Raw genomic sequence first — 24,172 nt, forward strand, 5'->3', positions numbered from 1 at the left:
TTATTCATTCCACCAAACTTTTACATCTAAACTATTACCATTTGTAGCTGCTTCTGCAACACTATAATTCTCTTGATTTAAAGTTGCTGCTTCTGCAGGATAAGGCATTCTTGCAGGAATTAAACCGTTATTTAAACTTGCAGCAACATCTTTTAATGCAGGAAAACCTGTTCTTCTATACTCAACCCAACCTTCATAACCATTAATTACAGCTGCAATCCATTTTTGAGTGATAATTTGCGATAAAGGTGATGTACCAGCATTATAATTTGCATTACCATTTAAATAATTTGTTGGTAAATCTGTGTTCCAATATTCAAAAGCTTGTGCAACTCCTAAATTATACAAAGTTTCTGCATCTGTAGAAATGTATCCTTTTAATGCAGCTTCTGCTAATAAAAAGCTGGTTTCCCAAGCTGTCATAAAATTAGCATCTAAAGTAGATGTATCTTCTCTAAAAATAGTACCTGCAAGCGAATAATCTGCTATTGCTATAGAAGTTGTAGATGAATTAATCCCGTTAATTAATCCATTAAACTCATTTGCTGTAGAATTGGCAAAAGTTCTAAAAAATGTTGACATTCTATTATCATTTAAATCAAACAAAATTTCTTTCATAGTTTCAGACATTACAAAGTTATTGAAATCTCCAACTCTTAGTTGAGCTAATCTAAAACTGTTAGGTTCAGAATTTGTAAAATCAAATACTGCATTCTCTGTATTTGTGCTGATGTAATTGCCATTATTAAATAAAGTTTGTAATTCTGCAGAAACATCAACCTTATCAGAAATACGAATTAAATATTTTATTTTTAAAGAATTAGCAAACTGAATCCAAGATTGTAAATCGCCATTAAATAGAATATCACCTTCTAGAGCAATTGAACTTGTATAAGCGTTAATAGCTGCAATACCTTTGTCTAGATTATCTAAAATTCCGTTTTCGTTTTGATAAATATCTTCTTGTAAATCGTATTGTGGAGTAACAGATCCATCAACTCCATTAAAAGCATCAAAATAAGGAACATCACCAAATAAATCTGTTAAACCAGCAGCCATATATGCTTTTAAAATTAAAGCAGGCCCTTCGTAAACAGCATAAGCAGCTGTTTCTCTACTCTGATTTAAAATGATTTCATTATCACGTAAATTAACGTAAAAAATAGACCAAGGATTACCCCCTAATTGTGGACTTTTTAAATCGTGTCTATCAAATAAATTAAAATCTAAAGCTGTTCTGTGTTGTGCTAATAAATCTCCTGCAACAAAACCTTCGTAACTCATTTGTTCACCAAAATCGTAAATAACTTGTCTTAACAACAAACTGGGTTGTACAGCAACTGGAGCATTTGGGTTGGTATTTATCTCTTCAAAATCTTTGGTGCAACTTGTAGTTATAAATGCTAAAATTGCGAATATGTATATAATTTTTTTCATTGTATTATTTTTTATTTCGATTTTCACCTTAGTGAAAACTAGAAGTTAAAACCTACTTTAAAACCTAAACTTCTGCTAGTTGCATAACTCATATCTTCAACTCCACTTACAAAACCATTACCTTGTACAGCAACTTGCTCTGGATCGAAATGCGGGTTTTCTGTAATTACAAATAAGTTATTACCTATAAAAGAAAAGTTCATTGTAGACGGGTTTTTTAACCCTAAAAAACCTTCGTTTAACTCTAAAACGTAACCAATTGAAAATTGACGTAATTTTAAAAAAGAAGCATCATACACATTATTTTCTTCGTGATTTCTATCGTAAAACTGTCTATAATAACTTTCTGCAGTTACTGCAACAGTATTAGGTAAACCTGTATTTACATTAACCCCTTGTGCAATAATACCTGCATCTGGTCTGTAGGCTGTTTCTGCTAATTGCCCACCAACATTACCTAAAGCTCTTGTTCTAGATACCATTTCTCCTCCTTGTCTCCAATCAAACAAAAAGCTTGCATTCCAGTTTTTGTAACTAAAAGAATTGTTCCACCCTAAAGTAAAATCTGGATTGTAATTCCCAATTTTTATCAACTCATTATTGGCAATATATCTTCCATCATCATCTAATAAAAATTCTCCATCAGCATTTTTTTCATAACCTGTTCCATACATATCTCCTATTTGACCTCCTTCTTCTACTTGAAACCAAACTGTTTGATTAGCACTGTCGTATATTCTGCTATAAGCTAAAGTTAAACGACCATCATTTTGAGGTAAATCTTTAATTACAGATTTGTTACTTGCAAAATTAAAAGTGGTATTCCATTTAAAATTTTCATTTCTAATAGGTGTACCACCTAAAATAATTTCTACACCACTTGTATTTACTTTTCCTCCATTAATTACTTGCTGATTATAACCTGAAGAAATTGGAATTGGTAAAGAAATAATTTGATCTTTTGTTGTAGCATTATAATATGTAAAATCGATATTTAATCGATCTTTAAAGAAACGCAAATCTGCCCCCAACTCATAAGACGTAGTAATTTCTGGTTTTAAATCTGAATTTGGTATAAAATCTTGATTGCTAAAAGTGGCTTGACCATTAAAAGTTGTTTGAGATACAAACGCGCCTGAAGTTTGATAAGGATCTGTATCATTACCCACTTGCGCAACACTTGCTCTTAATTTTGCAAACGAAATATTTTCTGGCAATTCTGTGTAGTTTGATAAAATAAAACTAGTAGATACTGATGGATAAAAGAATGATGTGCCATCTACAGAAAAAGGTGTAGCCAAAGCACTAGACCAATCATTACGTCCTGTAATATCTAAAAACAGATAATCTTTGTACCCTAATTTTGCAATTCCGTAAAGCGAGTTGATTCGTTTTTTAGATTCGAACTCAAAAACCTCTATAGGCGAAGCTGCATTATTTAAACTAAAAATACCTGGCTGAGCCAAATTTGTAGTTTGTGTTTGTTTGGTAGATGCATTTTGGTCTAAACGATTTCCTCCAAATGAAACATCATAAGAAACATCACCAAAATTATTATTGTAATTAATTAAAAAATCTGTATTAATTTCTCTGTAAAAAACATCGTGCTCTGCATACGCTCCGTTTTTAAAGCGATTGCTACTAAAATTACGTTTAAACTCTCTATTTTCTGATGAAAAATCCATCCCAGAACGTAAAGAAACACTTAAATTATCTGTAAAATAATGTTGTAAGGCAATGTTACCAAAAACACGATCTCTATTAAATGAGTTTGTGTTTTCGTTTAAAATAAAAAACGGATTATCGAAATACGTATAGTTAAATGAATATTGTTGCACACCTTCTAAACCAGGTTGCCAATAATTGCGTAAATTATCTATATTCAACGATCTTGGCCCCCAAGCTACTAAAGAATAATTGGCGTTTTCACTACCATAACCATTTGCTGGTCTATTATCTGAACTTGAGTTTACATAATTTATAGAACTTGTAATTTTTGTTTTTTCTGATGGGTTAAAATTTAGTTTTAAAGCAGCTGTTTTTCGTTCTAAATTTACACCAGGAATTATAGACTCACTATCTAAATCTGTAATAGACAATCTGTAAGAGCCTCTTTCAAAACTATCGTTAATGGCTATATTATTAATGGTTGTAACCCCTGTTTGATAAAAATCTTTTAAATTATCTGGGTTAGATTCAAATAAAGTTGGTGTAATCGACAAACCATTATACAAAGAAGTATCTCCACCTCTAACTACTGTTCCATCTGCTAAAGTTACAGGAGAATCGAATTGAGGAATTAAATTACCTACATCTAATTTTGGCCCCCAAGAATAGGTAATTACATCATTTACTCCACTACCTAAACCATCTACATATTCAAAATTTCCTGAATTACCTTGTCCATATTCGTTTTGAAAATCAGGTAAACGAAAAGCAGAATCAAAAGTTATGGATGAATTTATACTTACTCCTAATCCTTTTTTCTTACTACCATCTTTAGTATTAATAACAATAACTCCATTAGATGCACGTGTACCATATAAAGCTGCAGCACTTGGCCCTTTTAAAACTGTTATAGATTCTATATCATCTGGATTTACATCCATAGCACCATTACCAAAATCAATTTCTTGAAAACCAGCAGCAGCTTCGTTTGTAAAATTAAATACTGAATTATTGTTTATTGGTGTACCATCTACAACAAAAAGCGGATTATTATTAGAGAAAGAAGCCTCACCTCGAATTGTAATTTTTGAAGATGAACCCACACCTGTTGCTCCTTGAGATATAGTTACACCTGCTAGTTTACCAGATAAATTATCTAAAAAATTTACTGTTTTTACATTAGCAACATCTTTTGCTTTTATTTCTTGCACAACATAACCTAACTCTTTGGTTTTTCTATTTAAACCCAAAGCTGTTACAACAATTTCATCTAAACCTGTTTCATCTTCTTCTAATTGAATATTGATGTTTGTTAGATTGTTAATTGGTATTTTTTGAGTTTTATAACCCAAGTAAGAGAAAGTAAGAAACTTGTTTTCTTTAAGAACAGTTAAGGAGTAGAATCCGTTAATATCTGAAACTGTTCCGTTTTTTGGTGATGAGGTAATACTTACGTAAGGGAGTTTTTCTTTGGTTTTTTTATCGGTAATTGTACCCGTAATTTTAGTTTGTGAAATGCTAATACTTGTAAAGAGTAAAAACATCCACAGATAAAGGTGCTTCATTTAAAATGATTTTTTTGTTTTGGTTAATTTTTTGTGATAAAATCGAGATATGCACAAAATACAAAAACATAGATTAAAAAACGCATTATGTTATTGAAAAAATGCGTTTTTTAGAAATACAATAAGTTATTCACAATAATTATACTTATTTTTTAATAATACAATAATTAAACAACAAGGATTGTTTCTTTAATTTTTAAGCTACAACCCCTTGACAACTACTACCTGAACCTGCAGTACAACCATAGCAATGTTGATTAATGATGATATTTCTATTTTGCAATAACTCTTCATTATATTCTGAAATGTGCTTTACCTTAGAGTTTACTTTTAAATTTAGCATCTGATTAAAATCGCAATCATACAACCAACCATCCCAACTGATAGATAGTGTATTTGTGCACATTACATTTTCTACAGCTGCAGGATTATAAGCTTCCACTAAATTATACATATAATCTTCGTAGTTTTCTGATGCAATTAAATAATCTAAAAAACGACTGATAGGTAAGTTTGTAATAGCAAATAAACTATGAAAATCAATATTAAAATCAGCTTTTAAAGCCTTTTTAAAATCGTTTTCTAAAGCCATTTGATCTCCAGGTAAAAATGCACCTGAAGGATTGTACACTAAATCTAATTTTAAATCAGAATCTGGCATACCATAACCTACTGCATTTAATTCTTGTAAAGCTTTTATAGATTTATCAAAAACCCCACTTCCTCTTTGTTTATCTGTTTTTCCACGAGTCCAATGAGGCATAGAAGAAACCACGTGTACATTATGCTTTTTAAAGAACTCTGGTAAATCGTAATATTTTTTATTAGCCCTAATAATTGTTAAATTAGAACGTACAATAAAATCTTTAATTCCTGCTTTTGATGCTTCTTCTACAAACCATCTAAAATTAGGATTCATTTCTGGAGCACCACCAGTTAAATCTAAAGTATGTGCACCAGTATTTTTTATAACCTCTAAACACTGTTTCATGGTATCTATAGTCATAATTTCTTTACGATCTGGACCAGCATCTACATGACAGTGTTCGCAAACTTGGTTGCACATATAACCTAAATTGATTTGTAAAATCTCTAGTTTTTTAGGACGCAAAGGAAACTGATTTGTTTCTTTTATTTTAGCAGCAAAGGTTGGTAATTCTCCATTAGCAAAAATTCCGTTCGAAAGAATTTCCATTTGACGAGAAGTGTTTGCAATATCGTTATTTCTTGCTTTTAATGATTTTGTAGCCATATTTATGCTTAGCTTTTTTCAGTATCTTTTTTGGGTTCTTTAATCTATTTACGTAGTAAAGTTTGGCTTGGTTTGGTTTGTTATAATTAAGTTTAATAAAATAAGTTAAACCCTTATTTTTTTTTAACGGAATATTATCGAGTATTAATTTATATATTTCACTAAAAAGCGGAATAAGTTTTCTCTAAAATTTTACTTTAAAAAATAAAACTAAAGTCTACTTACATTTCTAATTTATTCACTTTATTCATCATTTGTACTCCATGTACTAAAGTTGCACCACTTTTAATTGCAGCACCAACATGAATGGCTTCCATCATTTCTGGTTTTGTAATTCCTCTTTGCAAACCATCTTTTGTGTAAGCATCTATACAATATGGACATTGTTCTGTATGAGCCACAGCCAAAGCAATTAAAGATTTTTCACGAGCAGTAAGCGCTCCTTCTTCAAAAACTTTACCATAATAATCAAAAAACTTGTTACCAAGTTCTTCATTCCATTCTGTTATTTTTCCGAATTTTCTTAAATCGGCTGCATCATAATAAGACTTTGACATATGTTGGTTTTATAATTAAAAGATGAAAGATACAAATTGTTTTCAAAAATTTATGCCAAAAAATGGCTTGTCTATTTTCCGTTTAAAGACCAATCGTATTTTAAATAACTAATTTTAGCTTTAGAATTTATTTCTATATCAGAATATGTATTTAAATAATCTATTACAGAACCACTCTTGGTAAAATCTTCTTTAAACCAATCAAAAATAGAAGAAATTTGAACTTTCTTTTTTGATAATTTATTTCTAGAAACATCATTCACAAAATCTTTCATTAATTGTGTTAATTCTGTTTCTATGTTTTTTTCTGTAAATGCTTTATTACCTAATTTAGGACAAGAACCAGATGCGCAATTTACACCAACATGTATTTTAGGGTCAAATAATTTTTTACGTAAAATTTCGTGCTCTATATAATCTAAAGTATAAACCTCACCCCCTACTTTTACAAAAGGGATTTTCCAAGCAGTTTTTCCTTTTTGTTTAATGTCTGTTATTGATTTTAAAGGATAGTTTTCTAAAATTAATTTGATTGTATAAGCATTGTAGGCATTAATCCAAAAGGCTTTTTGTTTGTTTTCTGACCAAGAATTATCTGGAGATGTTTTTTCTAAATACCCAATATAAGCATCTAGTTTTAATGCATCTGCTTTAAAAGATTTATAATCTACTGTTCCAGTATCAGAAACATGTTTTTGCAGCAGATTATTAAAAATTGATGTTTGAGCGTTTACTTTTAAAAAAGTGAAAATCGCTATCAATAAAAAAAGTGTTTTCTTCATTTTTATAATTTCTGATTTTTTAGACGTACACTTTTATCAAAAATTACAGAATTTTATCAATTTTATTCTTTAACCATTTTATCAACCTCACTATCAGCACTCAACAAAACAGCATCATCAATTTCTTCATTTACTTTAAGCTTAAATCGATATCTAAAAGCATAAACTATAAGGTAAAGAATTGGTGTGTCTAGAAAAGCAATTATCACCTTAAAAATTACACCACTTATTAAAAGACCTAAAAAATTGCCCCAATCTATAATGCCAAAAGAACACAACAGTAACAAAACTGTTAATGTATCTATAATTTGTGATGAAAATGTAGAAAAATTATTACGCAACCAAAGATGTTTCCCTTTTGTATATTGTTTCCAGAAATGATACACTCTAATATCTATAAATTGGGCAAATAAGTACGCCATCATTGATGCTAAAACTGCTAATGGTGCTGCACCAAAAACTTCTACAAATATTCCATTATTAACTGGTGACCAATTTGTAGCTGGTACTTCTTTGGAAATATAAATGATTAACAAAGAGAAAAATGAAGCAAAAATACCTGCAATAACAACATCATTCGCTTTTCTTTTGCCATAAATTTCTGATAAAATATCAGTAATTAAAAAAGTGATTGGATAAGGTAATAAACCTACAGAAACCTCAAATAATTTTGTACCAAAAATAGTAACATCAAAAGGGTACCAATAAAAAAATTTTTGAAAAATTAAATTAGATGTTACTAAAGATGCTATAAACAAGGCAGCAAGAATTAAGTAAATTTTATTTGCAAGTAACTTGTCTTTAGATGTCATTTAGCGAATTTACAAATTTTTAAGAATAAGGTTTATAAACATCCTTTATTTTAAACGATGTAAATACATACTTACTACATTTTCTAAACCTAAATACAAACTCTCTGCAATTAAAGCATGCCCAATAGAAACCTCAGCTAAATTAGGAATGTTCTCTTTAAAAAATTGGATATTATCTAAACTTAAATCGTGCCCAGCATTTATACCTAAACCTAATTGATGTGCCAAAACAGCAGCATCTGTATACGATTTTATAGCTCCTTTATTTCCTTTTTCGAACTCGCTAGCAAAATGCTCTGTGTATAATTCAATTCTATCTGTACCCGTTTTTGCAGCAGCTTCTATCAATTTTAAATCTGTGTCTATAAAAATTGAAGTTCTAATTCCGTTTTTCTGAAATTCTGCAATAACTTCTTTTAAAAAAGCTTGATGATTAATGGTATCCCAACCAGCATTAGAGGTAATTGCATTTATAGCATCTGGTACTAAAGTAACTTGTGTTGGTTTTACTTCTAAAACCAAATCTATAAAAGATTTTATTGGGTTACCTTCAATATTATATTCTGTGGTAACTGTCTTTTTTAAATCTCTAGCATCTTGATAACGAATATGTCTTTCATCTGGTCTTGGATGAATTGTTATTCCTTCTGCACCAAAATTCTCAATATCTGTAGCCACTTTTAATAAATTCGGCACATTACCACCTCTAGAATTACGTAATGTTGCTATTTTATTAATATTTACACTTAACTTTGCCATTGTCTAAAATTAGGCGTCAAAGATAATTTATTAAATCATTTTATCCTATATTCGTAAAGAATGAATATTAACGATTACATATTAAAAGAAATAAAGGCACTCAGTTTAAAATCGACTGTAAAGAATGCTAAAAAGTTATTTAAAAACTACCCAATTACTCATTTTCCTGTTATAGAAAATGGCAAATTATTGGGGTCTTTTACTGAAGACGATATACAAACTATAGAACATAAAGAAAAAGAATTAGTAGAATATTCTTATTTAATGACTTCTTTTTTTGCTGATGAAAAAGCAACTATTTTAGAATTGTTAAAAATTTTTGCTGATAACAATAGCACTATAATTCCGGTTTTAAATAAAGACAAAAACTACATTGGTTATTATGATTTATGCGATGTTTTAGATGTTTTTTCTACTAGCCCTTTTATGATTGAAGAAAGTGAAACGTTAATTATTGAAAAATTAGAAGTAGATTATTCAATGGGAGAAATTTCGCAAATTGTTGAAGCAAATGGAGGTAAGTTATTAGGTTTATACATATCAGAAAAACAAAATGATTTTGTGCAAATAACTTTAAAAATAGTTTCTGATGAGATTAATGAAATTATACAAACCTTTAGACGTTATGATTATAAAATTATCTCTACTCACGAAAATGATATTTATTTAGAAGATTTAAAAAATAGATCAGAATATTTACAGAAATATTTAGAAATGTAGCTATATCAGATCTCTTTTAAAAAAAATAAGTTGATTATTTTAATAAGCTATCAAATAAAAAAATGAAAAAAGTTGCAATTTACGGTCAATCTTATTCAATTTCAGCCGAAAAAGAAATTCAAATTTTATTAGAAGTACTTCAAGAAAATAACATTGAGAGTTATATAGAAAAAAAATTCTATGATTTATTAATAGAAGGCAATATTTTAGATAAAAAATACCCAACTTTTTCTCACTTCAACGATTTAAACTCAACATTCGAAACCCTATTCACTTTGGGTGGAGATGGTACTATATTAAGAGCAGTTACCTATATAAGAGATTTAGGAATACCTATTTTAGGCATAAATACTGGTAGATTAGGTTTCTTAGCAACCATCAATAAAAAATCAATTAAAGAGAGCATTAACCTTATATTAAAAGGAGAATACTCAATTTTAGAGAGAACATTATTAGAAGTTAAAACATCACCCAAAACAGATGAATTAAACGAACTTAATTTTGCTTTAAACGAAGTTACAATCGCAAGAAAAAACACCACTTCTATGATTGGAGTTAAAACAAGTTTAAACAACGAATATTTAACCAATTATTGGGCAGATGGGTTAATAATAGCTACACCAACTGGCTCTACAGGTTACTCTTTAAGTTGCAATGGCCCAGTAATTTCGCCAGATTCTAAAAATTTAATTATCACACCAATTGCTCCACATAATTTAAATTCGAGACCAATGGTTATTTCAGATAATACAAGCATTCAACTAAACATAGATTCTAGAGAAAAAGATTTTTTAATTTCTTTAGATTCTAGAATTACAACAATACCTAAGAATACAGAAGTTTCAATAAACAAAGCTACATTTACAGTAAAAAGTATTATACCAAACAATCAATCATTTTTAAGAACTTTACGTAGTAAATTATTATGGGGAGAAGATACTAGAAATGAGACCAATCTTTAACCAACACTTTACAATAAAAAGTCAAAATAACAGTTATTCAAAAAAGACTGAATATTAACTTTATAAAGCAAATTGAAATACCTATATTTGCTCGCTATTTTTTAGGATGAAAAAAAGTATATTATTAATAATTTTTGTTAGCTTTTCTAATATTTTATTAGGACAGGTATATGAGGCAGGAATCTTTGTTGGTGGATCTAATTACGTTGGTGATATTGGTAGAACCAATTACATTTACCCTAACAACATTTCTGGTTCAGCATTTTTTAAATACAACTGGAATCCTAGAATTGCTTTAAGAGCAACTTACAGTTATTTACCTATATCTGCAAGTGATCTTGAAGCTGATACAGATTACAAAATAAGTAGAGGCTTAACATTCTCTAATACAATTAATGAATTGGCAGTAGGTTTTGAATACAATTTTTATGAATATGATTTATCTACACCAGGTAAAACATGGACACCTTACATTACCATAGATTTGGCAGTTTTTAATTATAAATATATTGTTGAAGAAACCCAACCAGAAGAATTTGTATATAACTCTAAAAATAGAGTTACAGTACCTTTTGGTGTTGGTTTTAAATCTAAATTAATAGGTTCTTTAGCATTTGCCGTAGAAACAAAATTTAGATATTCTTTTGCAGACGATTTAGATTTTAATACAGAAACTGTAGAAAGATTAAATTTTGGTGGCACAGGTAAAGATTGGTACATGTTTACAGGTGTTTCACTAATTTATACTTTTGGTAGACCACCTTGTTACACCACAGGATTTTAATATATGGACAAAAAACTACTCATCGATTTGCAAAAAACACCAAGACACGTTGCCATTATTATGGATGGTAATGGACGTTGGGCAAAAGGTAAAGGTATGAATAGGATTTTTGGTCACAGAAATGCCTTAACTGCTGTTAGAGAATCTGTAAAAGCAGCCTCTCAAGTAAATGTAGAAGCAATAACTTTATATGCTTTTTCTACAGAAAACTGGAACAGACCAAAATTAGAAGTCGATGCTTTAATGAGTTTATTAATAAATTCATTAAAAAAAGAGTTGCCAGAGTTTATGAAACAAGGAGTAAAAGTAAACTCAATTGGTTCTATAGAAACACTACCAACAAAAGCTCAAAAAGTTTTAAATGAAGTAATTTCTGAAACAAAAAATAACACAGATATTGTATTAACCTTCGCTTTAAGCTATGGCTCAAGAGAAGAAATTGTTAACGCAATCAAAAACATATCTAAAAAAGTTGTTAATAAAGAACTTGATTTAGAAAAAATAAATGAAAATACTATAAATAACCATTTATATACATTTAATTTGCCCGACGTTGATTTAATGATAAGGACTAGTGGAGAACAACGCATTAGTAATTTCTTATTATGGCAGTTAGCGTATGCTGAACTATATTTTACAGATGTACTTTGGCCAGATTTTAGACAAGAACATTTCTATGATGCCATCATAGATTATCAGAATAGAGAAAGACGATTTGGAAAAACAAGCGAACAAATTACAGAATAAGGTTACTATCAATTTAAATTCTGTTGCATTAGTGCTATTTGCACTATTTTTTACTTTTAGTGCCAACGCACAAACAAAAAAAGACACAATTTCTAATAACCTTTCTTTCGAAAAAGGTAAAGAATACATTTTAGGTGGCATTTCTGTTACAGGTTTAAAAAAGTTTAGTGAAGAAACCGTAAAAGTATTTACAGGTTTAAGAAACGGACAAGCCATAAAATTACCTGGTGATAAACTAACAAGTGCTATTAAAAAATTATACGAAAGTAAACAGTTTAGTAACGTAGATGTTTATTTAGCAAAATTAGATGGCAACACTGTATATCTTCAATTTGATGTACAAGAATTACCACAATTAAATGAAATTCAGATTACTGGTATAAAAAAATCTAAAGCCAAAGAACTTAAAAAAGAAGCTGAGTTAAAAACTGGAGCTATGGTTACAGACAACTTAATTGTAACTACTAAAAACTACTTCACTAAAAAATACACAGACAAAGGTTTCTTAAAAACCAAAGTTAATTTAGACATTAAAAAAGACACTTCAGATATGAATGCTGTTAACATGAATGTTTTTATTGATAAAGGTTCTAAAATTAAAATAAAATACATATTTTTTAATGGTAACGAAGCACTTTCTAACAAGAGTCTTCGTAAAGCAATGAAAAACACCAAAGAAAAAATGATTGGTCGTTTTTGGAAATCATCAAAATATATCGAAGAAGATTACCAGGCAGATTTAGAAAGTATTTTAGATAAATATAGCAGAATTGGTTATAGGGATGCACGTATTTTAAGTGAAGGAATTTCTTGGAACGACGATAACACCATCAATATAAATATAGATATTGAAGAAGGTAGACAATATAGATTTGCAGATATTTTATTTGTTGGTAACAAAGAATATACAGATGAACAATTACACCAAGTTTTAAGGATTGAAAAAGGTGATGTTTATAATGGAGCAGTACTTAAAGAAAGAGTAAAAGGTGATGACTCACCAACTTCTGATGATTTATCTACCCTTTATCAAGATAATGGATTCTTGTTCTCTCAAGTAAATGCAGTAGAAACAAAAGTAGAAAACGACTCAATTACAGTAGAAATTAGAATTCGTGAAGACGAAAAAGCAAGAATTAAAAAAGTAACAGTTTCTGGTAATGACAAAACAAACGACCACGTTATTTTTAGAGAATTACGTGTTAAACCAGGCGATTTATTTAGTAGAACAAACATTATAAGATCTATTAGAGAAATTGGGCAATTAGGTTTCTTTGATCAAAATGTAACTCCAGACGTAAATCCTGATTATCAAAATAAAACTACAGACATCAATTTTAATGTTGTAGAAAAAGGAGGAAGCCAAATAGAACTGCAAGGTGGTTATGGTGGTGGATCTTTTATAGGTACTTTAGGCTTATCTTTCAACAACTTTTCTATTAAAAACATCTTTAATAAAGAAGCCTATAAACCTTTACCTATGGGAGATGGGCAATCTTTAGCATTAAGATTACAAACTAGTAGAACTTATAATACGTATAGTTTTTCTTTTACAGAACCATGGTTAGGTGGTAAAAAACCACAATCATTATCTTTTTCTATTTATTCATCAAATCAATATCAATATGATTTTACAACAGGTGTTGTAGATAAAAGTCAAAGTTTAGGTATAGTTGGTGCATCTTTAGGTTTAGGACAACGTTTAAAATGGCCAGATGATTATTTTCAACTATCACAAACTATTAGCTACCAAAGCTTTAATTTAAATAATTATGGTTTTAGAGTTGGTACAGATGTTTTAAGTAATGGTACTTTAAATAACTTAGCATATAATGCAACACTTAGTAGAAATTCTGCAGGACCAAGTTTAATTTTCCCTACTTATGGATCTGAATTCTCTTTAGGAGTTAAAGCAACAATACCTTATTCTTTAATTAATGGTAAAGATTATTCAGAATTAGAACCAGCAGAAAAATACAAATGGTTAGAATATTATAAAATTACTGCAAAAGGTAAATGGTATACTTCTTTTACTGATAAATTAGTATTAATGACCAATGCAGAAATGGGTTATTTAGGTTATTATAATTCTGAATTAGGACAAAACCCATTTGAAAGATACTTTGTAGGTGGAGATGGTATTGCACAATTTCAATTAGATGGTAGAGAAACAATTGGATTAAGAGGTTATGAAAACAACCAATTATCTTCTGCTGAAGGTGGTACAATTTATAATAAATTTCAAATGGAGTTAAGGTATTCTATTACAGATTCTCCTTCTGCATCTATTTATACCTTAGGATTTTTAGAAGCAGGTAATTCTTATGACAATTTTGAGACATTTAATCCGTTTGAATTAAAACGTTCAGCAGGAGTTGGAGTTAGAATCTTTATGCCAGCATTTGGTTTATTAGGTATTGACTTTGCTCATGGATTTGATCCTTTACCAGGGCAAATTGAAAAATCTGGTTGGCAAACACATTTTATTATCGGAAGACAATTCTAGGAAAACTGTACATTTGTAATGTCCAAAGTTTTTTTGGCACGGTTTTTTCTAAATACAATATACAAATGAAAAAAATATTTTTATTAGTCGTTCTTTTATTTAGTGTTACAAGTTTCTGGTCGCAAAGAAATCAAATGATTGCTTATATAGACATGGAATACATTCTAGAAAATGTTCCAGAATATATACAAGCTCAAAATACCTTAGATGCTAAAATTTCTAAATGGAGAAAAAAGTTAGATACTCAAGCACGCCATATAGAAGTGTTAAAAACTGATTTAGCAAATGAGAAAGCCATCTTAACAAAAGATTTAATTGAAGAAAAAGAAGAAGAAATTACAATTAAACAAGAAGAGTTAAGAAGATTAGAATCTTTATATTTTGGGCCTAAAGGCGATATGTTTTTGGTAAGAAAACAATTGGTAAAACCAATACAAGACCAAGTTTACAATGCCATACAAAGTATTGCTAAAAGAAAAAAATATGATTTTGTTTTTGAAAAATCTACTGATTTGGTTATGCTATATTCAAATAAAAAATACGATATTAGCGACCTTGTTTTATCTACCATAGACAGAACAAGATTATCTGACCAAAAAAAGGAAGAAAGAAGAAAAAAATCGGCTCCGAAAAGTAAAGAATTAACAAATTCACAAAAAGAAATTCTTGCAAAAAAGGAACAAGCACAAACCGATAAAGAAGCTGCTTTAGCTAAGAAAAATGCAGAAAAAGAAGCTAAAAAATTAGAGATAGCAGAAAAAAGAAAAGCTTTACAAGAACAAAGAGAAGAAAAAAGAAAATTATTAAGAGAGAAAAAAGAAGCTGCTAGAAAAAAGAAAGAAGAAGAGCAAAAAGCGAAAGAAGAAGAAGAAGAAGAAAATAATTAAACAAAAAGACAAGAATAATAATTAAATTAAAACAAGAATGAAAAATTTAAAATCGTTACTATTAATTGCTGTATTTACGTTAGGATTAGGTGGTGTTGCAAATGCACAAAAGATGGGGCACATTGACTTTGAAAAGTTAGTTGCAGATATGCCTGAAACTAAACAACTTGGAGTAGATATGGAAAAGCTAGGTAAAACTTATCAAGATGAAGTTGAAAGTATGGCTAAGAAGTTAGATGCTAAGATGAAAAAATATACTGCAGAACAAAACACGCAAACTAAAGAAATTAACGAAATTAGAGCGAAAGAAGTTCAAGATGATAATGCAAGGTATGAGCAGTTAAGACAAACAGCTTATCAAGAAATGCAGAAGAAAAAAGCTGAAGGTTTAAATCCAATTATCGAAAAAGCGCAAAAAGCAATTAGTGATGTTGCTGCAAGTAAAGGCATTGTTTATGTCTTAGATGCTACTATGGGTAAAGGTTTATTAGTAAAAAAAGGAGAAGATCTTTATGCAGCTGTAAAAGCTAAGTTAGGATTCTAATTAAGACCTTAAAACATATTTAAAAACCTACTTTTTATAAAGTAGGTTTTTTTATTTTTACAGTAATATGAAATCAAATAATTACCCAATTGGAGTTTTCGATTCTGGTATAGGTGGCACCTCTATCTGGAAAGAGATAACAGCACTCTTACCAAAAGAAAATACTATTTATCTTTCTGATAGTAAAAACGCACCTTATGGTCAAAAAAGTAAACAAGAAATTATAGATCTATCAATTAAAAACACACAGTTATTAATTGATGCCAATTGCAAGATAATAGTTGTTGCCTGTAACACTGCAACTACTAATGCTATTAAAGTTTTAAGAGGTTATTTTAACATCCCATTTATTGGTATAGAACCTGCAATTAAACCAGCTTCATTAAAAACTAAAACAAATACTATTGGTATTTTAGCTACAAAAGGCACCTTAAATAGTAAGTTATTCGAAAATACTTCACGTAACATCAATAAAGAAATAAACATAAAAGAAACTATTGGAAAAGGTTTAGTTGAATTGATAGAAGAAGGTAAAATCAATTCTTCTGAAATGACTAAATTACTTTCTGTGTATTTAAAACCGATGTTATTAGAAAATATAGATTGCTTGGTTTTAGGTTGCACACATTACCCATATTTAATTCCTAAAATTAGAGAAATTATTGGTGATGAAATAGAAATAATAGATTCTGGCCAAGCTGTAGCTAAACAAACTAAAGCAATTCTAGAAAAGCATCAACTTTTAAATACTGATAATACAACTGGTACCCATCAATTTTACATTAATAAAAACAAAAAGGTTTTAGAAATGATTTTATCTAAAAAAGAAAATATTAAGATTGATAAAAAAGATTTTTAAAATCCTCCAAAAGCTGAATTAATATTAGGACATGCAGCAGCTCTTGGCTCTTGTGTCCATAAATTTATCCCTAAAGAAATTTGATGAAATCCTGAAGTTGTTAAAACTGTATCATTCATCTGATTTGTATAAGTATAAGAAAACATTAAATTTTGATAGTTAACACCAACAATTGGTGATATAAATTGAGCATTTTCTATTGCATTAACATCAAAGCTTCTTCTATAAGATAATGCAGCCCAAAATTGAGTTTTAGAAAATGTTTTATAAGCCTTAAGGTTAAAGTCAGCTATTCGTTCTCCAGTACTTTCTCTAAACTGTAACATTACAGAAGGCTCAAAGTGCACAAAAAGATTTTCGCCAAAATAATAACCTGCAGATAAAATGTAATTTCTTAAATCTAAAGGCTCTTGAATATTTAAATTGTTTTTTGCTGTTAGCAATAAGTTTTTAACGGTAAAATAAGATGAAAAACCACCTAAATGATAAGCAACTCCAAAATCTGCATTATAATAACTGGTACTTTCTACTACTCTAGAAATTGTTGGATCTCCTGTAAAACTAGTTTGGTCTGATTGGTTTTGAACAAAACTAAAAGCTAAACCAAAAGAAAGCTGATTAAACACTTTTCCATTACTCATAGGTAAATGATAAGAATAAGCTCCTTGAATTCCTTTTTGTGAATGAAATCCGTTTTTATCATTAAACAACACAAAACCATAACCTGCATTAGAATACTCGTTAAATTTAGAGTGAAAACTCATAGTTTGTAGAGCTGGTGCATTAGGTATACCTGCCCATTGCTGTCTTGCTGTAAATCTTAATTTACTAGAGTTACCAATACCTGCAGCAGAAGGATGCACTAAATAAACATTATCTGAAAGATAATCTTGATAAATAGGTAATGTCTCTTGAGAATTACTTTTTAATGATAAAAGAAATAGAAATAAGAAAGGGAAAACATTATTTAGCAACTTCATTAAAAAATTTATTTATTTAAGGCTACCAAATATATTCAATTTAAAAGAAATAATAGTTTTAAACTTATAGTTTTAACACATATAAAAACCATAATAAATTATAATTTATTAATATCTTAAGTTTTTGGTTCTTAATTATAAGAATCCTAAAAAATCAATTAAACCTAAACCCTATTTTAAAAGTATTATTTAGCACAAAAAAAGCCAAGCAATTTGCTCGGCTTTTATATTGTGTAATAATTAATTTATTTCTTAATGAATTTTGCTGTACCAATTGCATCATTAATATTATATTTTATTAAATAAATACCAGAAGCTAAATTAGACACATCTATTGAATCACTTGTTTTATTAATGATAACCTTCATCATTTTTTTACCTAAAACATTATAAATCTCAACATTTTTAATATTGTTTGCTGCAGAAATGTTTAAGTTTCTAGAAGTAGGGTTAGGATAAAAACTCAATTCTTCTAAAGTAATCGAACTAGTACTTAAAACACTTTTATTAGAAAAGTAAATATTATCAATATAAACAGGATTTACAGCATCTGTAGCACTTAAAACAAACTGGCCAATATCATTAAAACTAATACCCGAAAATTCTGTAAAAGGTATGCTTAAAGTAACCCAAGCACCAGTTGTTGCAGTTTTTGTAACTTCAGATTCAGAATTATCAGCTCCCCAAGCTCCATCTCCATTATAATCTACTAATTTAAATTTGATTTCTGTGGCATCACTTGTCCAATAGTCTAAATTTATGTGCGTCATTGCAGTTGCATCAACAGTACCTGCTGTTGGTTCAATTCCTGTAAAATTTAAACTTGAATACTTTTTCACAGCATTTGAGGCAATAGTTTCATCTGCTAAAACTGTTGATTGTCCCCAACCTGGATTCCAAGTTGATACTAAATCTGTATATGCATCACTAAAAATTGAAATTACATCTGTTTCTGCTAAAGTTGGCACAGCTGGTGCATCTGTTGGTGCTATTGCAACACCACCACCTCCTGAAGTCGCTTCTCCATTAGAAAAGTAGATATTATCAATATAAACAGGGTTTGTAGCTCCTGTAGCACTTAATACTAATTGACCAATATCATTAAAACTAATTCCAGTATATTCTGTAAGTGGAATACTTAAAGTAACCCAATCACCAGTTGTTGTTGTTTTTGTAACTTCAGATTCAGAGTTATCAGCTCCCCAAGCTCCATCTCCTTTATAATCTACTAATTTAAATTTGATTTCTGTAGCATCACTTGTCCAATAATCTAAATTTATATGTGTCATAGAAGTAGCATCAATAGTACCCGCAGTTGGTTCAATTCCTGTAAAATTTAAACTTGAGTATTTTTTTACAGGATTTGAGGCAATAGTTTCATCTGCTAAAACAGTTGATTGGCCCCAACCAGGATTCCAAGTTGCTGCTAAATCTGTATAAGCATCACTAAATATTGAAATTACATCAGCTTCTGCTAAAGTAGGTGTTCCTGGAGCATCAGTTGGTGCTGTACTTGAACCTGAACCACCAGAAACAGCAGGATCTGTTAATTTTTCTGCACCAAATTTCACATTATCAATATAAATAGTACTTCCTTCTGCTCTATCTGGCATATCTTGTGTCCAATCTACAAAAATTACCAATTGACTAATGTTTGATAAATCTCCATTTGGATTGATGCCAGAAAGGTCGAAAGTTATAGTTTGCCATTCATCTACTACCGTATTTCCTACATTTTGATCTGTTATTTGAAATGTAGTTCCTCCTGTATTTGTTGCCATTTTTATACCAACAGTACCCACATAGTTTTTATTAACATCCATAGTAAGTGTTAAATTGCTAGCTACATTTGTGTCTAATTTCCAAGTACCAAAAGCTGATTGTTCCCAACCATTATTAACACCTGCATAAAAAGCGTTACCTGGCCCCACAACTACTTTTAAAACTTTAGAAGCAGTTGCATTTACACCATCTAAATCTGGGTTGTCTACAATTTCTGCAGCAGCTGGGTCATTATCAAAAGTAAGCCAATTAGAAGCAGTACCATCTGGACCATCGTCTTCGAAATCGAAAATATATTCTTGTTGTTGAGAAAACCCTAAAGATGTAATCAATAAGGCAATTAATAAAGTAATTTTTTTCATTGTATATAGTTTTAATTAATATCATTCAATATTACCATCTATTATTTACGAATAAAATAATTTTACCCCTACAAAAAACATACATTTTTAAAAAAACAGTTAATATTATATCAAATACGCACTATCAGTACATTTAGCTTTTATAAAAAGCTAATATAAAATATGTAGAAAAAACAATAAGTAATCTTTTGTATGGGTAATGTATAGCTCTTTTATTACTTATAATCAGTAGTTTAAAGAAATACGTATGAATTTTGAAATAACCACAAAAAAAAACAGTGTAAAACTTTTTACACTGATTATTAACTTGATTTTATATTTATATTATTTAAAATTTGAGATTTTCATATTTATCCCATAATCCCCAATAAGCACCAACATCTCCTTCATCTCCAACTTTCCAAGATTCATCAAAAGAAGAAAAGTAAAACATTTCTAATTCATCTACCTCTGCCCAAACCTGTGAGTTTATAAAATATTTCATTGCATTAACGGCTCCAGAATGCGCACCTCCTAAACTGCTTCCTTTACTTGGCCATCCTGTTTCTGTAATTATTACTTTCTTCCCATTTGCAGCTTCTTTAGCCAAACTATACATTTCATGCATATGATTTAAAGAATATTCTATACTACAACCTTCCCAATATGGGTAGCAATTGGCTAAAATAACTTCACAAGCCTCTGTAATTGCTGGTCTTTTAGAAAACTCATAATAGGCATCTACGTAACCAACTTTAATATTTGGAATTGCTTTTTTAACATTGTTAATATAAACTAGCAATTCTTGCTCTGTTAATTCTTTTCTATATAAAACTTCGTTACCAACAGCAGCAATATCAACACATCCTTCTTTTGCAAGACTAATTAATCCTTCTATTTCTTCTTTATTTTTATCTAGATCTTTACCTAACCAAGCACCTACTAAGGTTTTTAATCCGTACTTTTTTGCAATTCTAGGAATGTGCTCACTACCTTCTATGCAAGAAAAAGAACGAATCCATTTAACATGAGGTTTTAATATTTTTATTCTTCTTTCTACTTGTTCTTCTGTAATTGTATCTCCTGGTTCTTGACCATCTTCATACATACTAAAACAAATACCATGCATTCCATTATCTAATGTTTCTTTCCAAAGTGTTTTTAACTCAATCTCTGAATAATCATTAAACTCTATACCAATATTCTCTTTATATAAGCTCTTAGCTTTTTGAATTGAGATATGTTGTTCTTTTCTATAAGACATTTGCTGATAAACTAATTAATTATGATTTTGCTTTCTTTTTTCTAATTCTAATCTAATTTCACTAGCTTTTTTTTCATCAATATCATAATCTTTCATAATATACATAGCTATAAGCGTACCTACGATTGGGAAAAAACAGAAAAATGTATGTAACCCATCTACTGCAGATTGTTGGTCTATAGTTGGTAAATCTGGATTAAAACCAACTATACCAATAATTACTCCACTTAACGCGCCTGCAATAGCAAAACCAACTTTTACCATCCACCAATAAATTGCACCAAATATACCTTCTCTTCTTTTTCCTGTATTTAGTTCATCTATATCTATAATATCTGCTGTCATAGACATCATAATTGTAAATAAACTTCCAATTCCGAAAGAGAAAAATGGCAAAGCAATTATATACATCCAAGGTTTACCAGGTACAAATAAAAACCATAACATTACATAACCAATTATTGATATTCCTTGGGCCACTAAAAAAGCTTTTTTCTTTCCCCATATTTTTGACATTTTAGTGATTATTGGAATCACTAAAAAAGTTGTCCCTAATGCACCTAAACAACCAAATAAAGAAACCCAAATTCCACTTTTACCTGCATCTCCATTAAATAATTTGTAAACAATTACAAAAAAAGTTAGTGCAGCAACTGTGTTAAAGGCATTATAAATTAAAAAAGTAGCTCCACATAATTTTCTAAAAACTTTAATCTTAAAGGCTTCTATAAAACTATCGTAAATCTTTACTAAACTATTACCAATGTTTGCTGTATTTAAAGGTTCGTAATTTTTATCTAATGTAGACTCACTCTTAATAAATATTGCAGGTACAATAGCACAAATTGCACAAGGTATTGCTACCCAAATAGACAATTCTCTTACTGCTACTTCTGCTGATGGAAACCATTCTGGATCGTACATAATAACCCAAAACCAAGGTGCAATTACCCAAGCCCATTGCCCAATCCATTGTGCAATAGCCATAATACTTGTACGTTCATGAAAATCATCACTCATTTCATAGCCCATAGCTACATAAGGCACACTAAAAAATGTTAAGCCTAAATAAAAAACTATAGACCATAAGAAAAAATACCAAAAATTGAACTGTAATGAGTTTTCTTTAAAAAGTTGCCACATAAATATGTAAGCAATTCCCATAATAATTCCGCCAATTAAAACATATTGTCTTCTTCTACCCCATTTAGATTTTGTATTATCAGAAATAAAACCCATAATTGGGTCTGTTATAGAATCAAAAATTCTTGGAAAGAAGTAAATTAAAGACCACATCCAACCTGGAAAACCCAAATCTTGCACCAAAACAACCATAAAAATACCCAAAATAGCAGGAAACATTTGGTTTGCAAACATCCCTATACCAAAAGCAATTTTTTGACCCATTGCCACTTTCCCTTTTTTTAATATTTTATCTGACATCGTTTTATCTTGGATTTAGCTTGGTTTAGTTTTTAACAACAATCGTTTGAATAGCTTGACCTTTTATAGCTATATTGATGTTTTTTTCTCCTAAAGAAAGTTGTATTGTTTTAGGAGTTTCTTTTTCATTAAAAACAACTACAGCTATTGTTCCATCTAGGTTTTCTGCAGCTGTAATCATTAAATCTTTATCAGCATTTTCTACTTCAATAACTTTTGCTTCTGGTCTTATAAATTTGCTAAAATGTGCAAGTGTATAATACAAAGGTGTAAAATAAACCTCATCTGTTTGTGGATTTACAATAACTGGTGCAATACACCAATTTTTAAACCAATTTGGCCCCCCTTTGGTGTCTAAAACCATATTCCAATCTACCCAACCATCAACATAATTATTTAAACAACCAATAATATCTCTGGCGTATCTATTTACAGGAGCGTATTTAGGATGTAAATATTTGTCTTTTTCAGGAGCCCAATCCCAACCCCAATCTGTAGCTTCTTTTTTCCAATACCATGCATCATCTTGCCAAACAGGAACCTGAGAATCTACACAAGCTTCTGTTTGAATTAAATATTTATTTGGCGCTTTTTGGTGTGCATACTGTAACTCTTCAGGAAAAATTTCATAAGTACTTGCATACCAATGAATGGCTGTACCATCAAAATATTTAGAAGTTGCTTCGTTTTCGTATTGAGAGTCTATCCATTCTTTTAAATGCTCTCTATTTTGATCGTATCCTAAAATTTTAACTTGATGACCATCTGCTTCTAATTTTGGGCCTAGATGATTTTGTACAAAATTGGTCATTTCATCAGGTGAGTAATGCATACTTTCCCAATTATTACCATTTCCTAAAGGTTCATTTTCTACAGTAAAACCCCAAATATCAATACCTTCTGCTTTGTAAGCATCTACATATTTAGAGAAAAACAATGCCCAAGTATCATAATATTTTGGCAGTAATTTACCACCTACCCATTTGTTATTATCTTTCATCCAAGGAACTGCTGTCCAAGGAGATCCAAAAATTTTAAATCCGTTTGTAGAAGCTTTCATTGCATCTTTTATCATCGGAATTAAATCGTCTTTATCTTCTTTAATAGAAAAATGTTCTAGATTTACATCATCAACCACAGGCGAATACGAGTATTGAGAGATTGAAAAATCGCAAGAATTCATATGTGTTCTTGTCAATGAATAATTTGCACCTTCTGTAGAAAAATAAGCCTGAATTATAGTGTCTCTTTTTTCCTTGCTTAAACGATTTAACAAATACGCAGAAGATTCTGTAAAAGCGCCCCCAAAACCAGTAATTGTTTGTCTTTTTTGTGCTGGGAATAGTTTCACTTTTATGGTTTCTTTCTGATTTTCATCCGAAGAAAAATCATCTAATTTTGTTAAACTATTTCCGCTTGCAGAAGTTTCGTAAACATCTACCCTTAATTGTTCTTGTTTAGGTTGACAGCTTAAAATCATAAATGATAGTAGTGTATATAAAAAATAGGTTGTCTTTTTCA

The 24,172-nt window shown here is 29.7% G+C and carries 20 protein-coding genes; 8 read left to right on the plus strand and 12 right to left on the minus strand.

The genetic code is table 11. From position 1 onward, the window contains the following. The 7 genes from KO506_RS04575 to KO506_RS04605 form a co-directional block, all read right to left on the minus strand. On the minus strand, positions 1-1,437 hold the full coding sequence (locus KO506_RS04575; RefSeq protein ID WP_215993699.1) for a SusD/RagB family nutrient-binding outer membrane lipoprotein: 1,437 nt from the start codon (positions 1,435-1,437) through the stop codon (positions 1-3). 38 nt (positions 1,438-1,475) lie between these two features. Beyond that, entirely contained in the window at positions 1,476-4,670 is a 3,195-nt protein-coding gene (locus tag KO506_RS04580) for a SusC/RagA family TonB-linked outer membrane protein (RefSeq protein WP_215993700.1), read from the minus strand. Between the two features lie 196 nt (positions 4,671-4,866). Then, entirely contained in the window at positions 4,867-5,922 is a 1,056-nt protein-coding gene (arsS, locus tag KO506_RS04585) for an arsenosugar biosynthesis radical SAM (seleno)protein ArsS (protein ID WP_215993701.1), read from the minus strand. Positions 5,923-6,143: 221 nt separating this feature from the next. After that, positions 6,144-6,479, minus strand: a complete 336-nt coding sequence (locus KO506_RS04590; protein ID WP_215993702.1) for an arsenosugar biosynthesis-associated peroxidase-like protein — start codon at positions 6,477-6,479, stop codon at positions 6,144-6,146. Between the two features lie 71 nt (positions 6,480-6,550). Next, on the minus strand, positions 6,551-7,261 hold the full coding sequence (locus KO506_RS04595) for a DUF547 domain-containing protein (protein ID WP_215993703.1): 711 nt from the start codon (positions 7,259-7,261) through the stop codon (positions 6,551-6,553). Positions 7,262-7,323: 62 nt separating this feature from the next. Next, positions 7,324-8,073, minus strand: a complete 750-nt coding sequence (locus KO506_RS04600) for a queuosine precursor transporter (protein ID WP_215993704.1) — start codon at positions 8,071-8,073, stop codon at positions 7,324-7,326. 45 nt (positions 8,074-8,118) lie between these two features. Then, positions 8,119-8,832 carry a pyridoxine 5'-phosphate synthase gene (locus KO506_RS04605; protein ID WP_215993705.1) on the minus strand — a complete coding sequence of 238 codons (714 nt, stop codon included), beginning with the start codon at positions 8,830-8,832 and terminating at the stop codon, positions 8,119-8,121. Positions 8,833-8,892: 60 nt separating this feature from the next. Here KO506_RS04605 and KO506_RS04610 point away from each other — a divergent pair, with 60 nt between their 5' ends. The 8 genes from KO506_RS04610 to murI all read left to right on the plus strand — a co-directional run bounded on the left by KO506_RS04610 (position 8,893) and on the right by murI (position 16,841). Beyond that, the gene (locus tag KO506_RS04610) at positions 8,893-9,552 is read left to right on the plus strand and encodes a CBS domain-containing protein (RefSeq protein ID WP_215993706.1); all 660 of its coding nucleotides are present in this window, start codon (positions 8,893-8,895) and stop codon (positions 9,550-9,552) included. 62 nt (positions 9,553-9,614) lie between these two features. Continuing rightward, positions 9,615-10,514 carry an NAD kinase gene (locus KO506_RS04615; protein ID WP_215993707.1) on the plus strand — a complete coding sequence of 300 codons (900 nt, stop codon included), beginning with the start codon at positions 9,615-9,617 and terminating at the stop codon, positions 10,512-10,514. Between the two features lie 106 nt (positions 10,515-10,620). Continuing rightward, positions 10,621-11,298, plus strand: coding sequence for a DUF6089 family protein (locus tag KO506_RS04620; RefSeq protein WP_215993708.1), 678 nt, complete (start codon positions 10,621-10,623; stop codon positions 11,296-11,298). Between the two features lie 3 nt (positions 11,299-11,301). Next, on the plus strand, positions 11,302-12,045 hold the full coding sequence (locus KO506_RS04625; protein ID WP_215993709.1) for an isoprenyl transferase: 744 nt from the start codon (positions 11,302-11,304) through the stop codon (positions 12,043-12,045). Beyond that, the gene (gene bamA / locus KO506_RS04630; RefSeq protein ID WP_215993710.1) at positions 12,014-14,551 is read left to right on the plus strand and encodes an outer membrane protein assembly factor BamA; all 2,538 of its coding nucleotides are present in this window, start codon (positions 12,014-12,016) and stop codon (positions 14,549-14,551) included. The genes KO506_RS04625 and bamA overlap by 32 nt, the downstream gene beginning before the upstream one ends. Before the next feature lie 65 nt (positions 14,552-14,616). Continuing rightward, positions 14,617-15,438: an OmpH family outer membrane protein gene (locus tag KO506_RS04635; RefSeq protein ID WP_215993711.1), complete on the plus strand. Its 822-nt coding sequence runs from the start codon at positions 14,617-14,619 to the stop codon at positions 15,436-15,438. 37 nt (positions 15,439-15,475) lie between these two features. Further along, positions 15,476-15,982, plus strand: coding sequence for an OmpH family outer membrane protein (locus tag KO506_RS04640; protein WP_215993712.1), 507 nt, complete (start codon positions 15,476-15,478; stop codon positions 15,980-15,982). A 67-nt stretch (positions 15,983-16,049) separates the two neighbouring features. Beyond that, positions 16,050-16,841, plus strand: coding sequence for a glutamate racemase (murI, locus tag KO506_RS04645; protein ID WP_215993713.1), 792 nt, complete (start codon positions 16,050-16,052; stop codon positions 16,839-16,841). On the opposite strand, the gene KO506_RS04650 is transcribed toward murI, so the two are convergent. The 5 genes from KO506_RS04650 to KO506_RS04670 all read right to left on the minus strand — a co-directional run bounded on the left by KO506_RS04650 (position 16,838) and on the right by KO506_RS04670 (position 24,131). Next, positions 16,838-17,821, minus strand: coding sequence for a PorP/SprF family type IX secretion system membrane protein (locus tag KO506_RS04650; RefSeq protein WP_215993714.1), 984 nt, complete (start codon positions 17,819-17,821; stop codon positions 16,838-16,840). The two genes, murI and KO506_RS04650, sit on opposite strands and share 4 nt — an antisense overlap. 245 nt (positions 17,822-18,066) lie before the next feature. After that, complete coding sequence (locus tag KO506_RS04655) at positions 18,067-19,965, minus strand: T9SS type A sorting domain-containing protein (protein ID WP_215993715.1); 1,899 nt, start codon at positions 19,963-19,965, stop codon at positions 18,067-18,069. Positions 19,966-20,293: 328 nt separating this feature from the next. Next, on the minus strand, positions 20,294-21,208 hold the full coding sequence (locus KO506_RS04660; RefSeq protein ID WP_215993716.1) for a glycosyl hydrolase family 17 protein: 915 nt from the start codon (positions 21,206-21,208) through the stop codon (positions 20,294-20,296). Between the two features lie 15 nt (positions 21,209-21,223). Then, positions 21,224-22,651, minus strand: a complete 1,428-nt coding sequence (locus KO506_RS04665; RefSeq protein WP_215993717.1) for an MFS transporter — start codon at positions 22,649-22,651, stop codon at positions 21,224-21,226. A 25-nt stretch (positions 22,652-22,676) separates the two neighbouring features. Then, positions 22,677-24,131, minus strand: coding sequence for a glycoside hydrolase family 30 protein (locus KO506_RS04670; RefSeq protein WP_215993761.1), 1,455 nt, complete (start codon positions 24,129-24,131; stop codon positions 22,677-22,679). Positions 24,132-24,172 lie beyond the last annotated feature (41 nt).

This window comes from Polaribacter vadi, from assembly GCF_018861005.1.
Taxonomy (GTDB): Bacteria; Bacteroidota; Bacteroidia; order Flavobacteriales; family Flavobacteriaceae; genus Polaribacter; species Polaribacter vadi_A.

Coding starts and splice junctions, on each gene's coding strand:
- KO506_RS04640 (WP_215993712.1), top strand. CDS start 15,476: ATGAAAAATTTAAAATCGTTACTATTAATTGCTGTATTTACGTTAGGA.
- KO506_RS04595 (WP_215993703.1), bottom strand. CDS start 7,261: ATGAAGAAAACACTTTTTTTATTGATAGCGATTTTCACTTTTTTAAAA.
- KO506_RS04650 (WP_215993714.1), bottom strand. CDS start 17,821: ATGAAGTTGCTAAATAATGTTTTCCCTTTCTTATTTCTATTTCTTTTA.
- KO506_RS04615 (WP_215993707.1), top strand. CDS start 9,615: ATGAAAAAAGTTGCAATTTACGGTCAATCTTATTCAATTTCAGCCGAA.
- KO506_RS04655 (WP_215993715.1), bottom strand. CDS start 19,965: ATGAAAAAAATTACTTTATTAATTGCCTTATTGATTACATCTTTAGGG.
- KO506_RS04610 (WP_215993706.1), top strand. CDS start 8,893: ATGAATATTAACGATTACATATTAAAAGAAATAAAGGCACTCAGTTTA.
- arsS (WP_215993701.1), bottom strand. CDS start 5,922: ATGGCTACAAAATCATTAAAAGCAAGAAATAACGATATTGCAAACACT.
- KO506_RS04665 (WP_215993717.1), bottom strand. CDS start 22,651: ATGTCAGATAAAATATTAAAAAAAGGGAAAGTGGCAATGGGTCAAAAA.
- KO506_RS04670 (WP_215993761.1), bottom strand. CDS start 24,131: ATGATTTTAAGCTGTCAACCTAAACAAGAACAATTAAGGGTAGATGTT.
- KO506_RS04580 (WP_215993700.1), bottom strand. CDS start 4,670: ATGAAGCACCTTTATCTGTGGATGTTTTTACTCTTTACAAGTATTAGC.
- KO506_RS04620 (WP_215993708.1), top strand. CDS start 10,621: ATGAAAAAAAGTATATTATTAATAATTTTTGTTAGCTTTTCTAATATT.
- KO506_RS04635 (WP_215993711.1), top strand. CDS start 14,617: ATGAAAAAAATATTTTTATTAGTCGTTCTTTTATTTAGTGTTACAAGT.
- KO506_RS04600 (WP_215993704.1), bottom strand. CDS start 8,073: ATGACATCTAAAGACAAGTTACTTGCAAATAAAATTTACTTAATTCTT.
- murI (WP_215993713.1), top strand. CDS start 16,050: ATGAAATCAAATAATTACCCAATTGGAGTTTTCGATTCTGGTATAGGT.
- KO506_RS04625 (WP_215993709.1), top strand. CDS start 11,302: ATGGACAAAAAACTACTCATCGATTTGCAAAAAACACCAAGACACGTT.
- KO506_RS04575 (WP_215993699.1), bottom strand. CDS start 1,437: ATGAAAAAAATTATATACATATTCGCAATTTTAGCATTTATAACTACA.
- KO506_RS04660 (WP_215993716.1), bottom strand. CDS start 21,208: ATGTCTTATAGAAAAGAACAACATATCTCAATTCAAAAAGCTAAGAGC.
- KO506_RS04590 (WP_215993702.1), bottom strand. CDS start 6,479: ATGTCAAAGTCTTATTATGATGCAGCCGATTTAAGAAAATTCGGAAAA.
- KO506_RS04605 (WP_215993705.1), bottom strand. CDS start 8,832: ATGGCAAAGTTAAGTGTAAATATTAATAAAATAGCAACATTACGTAAT.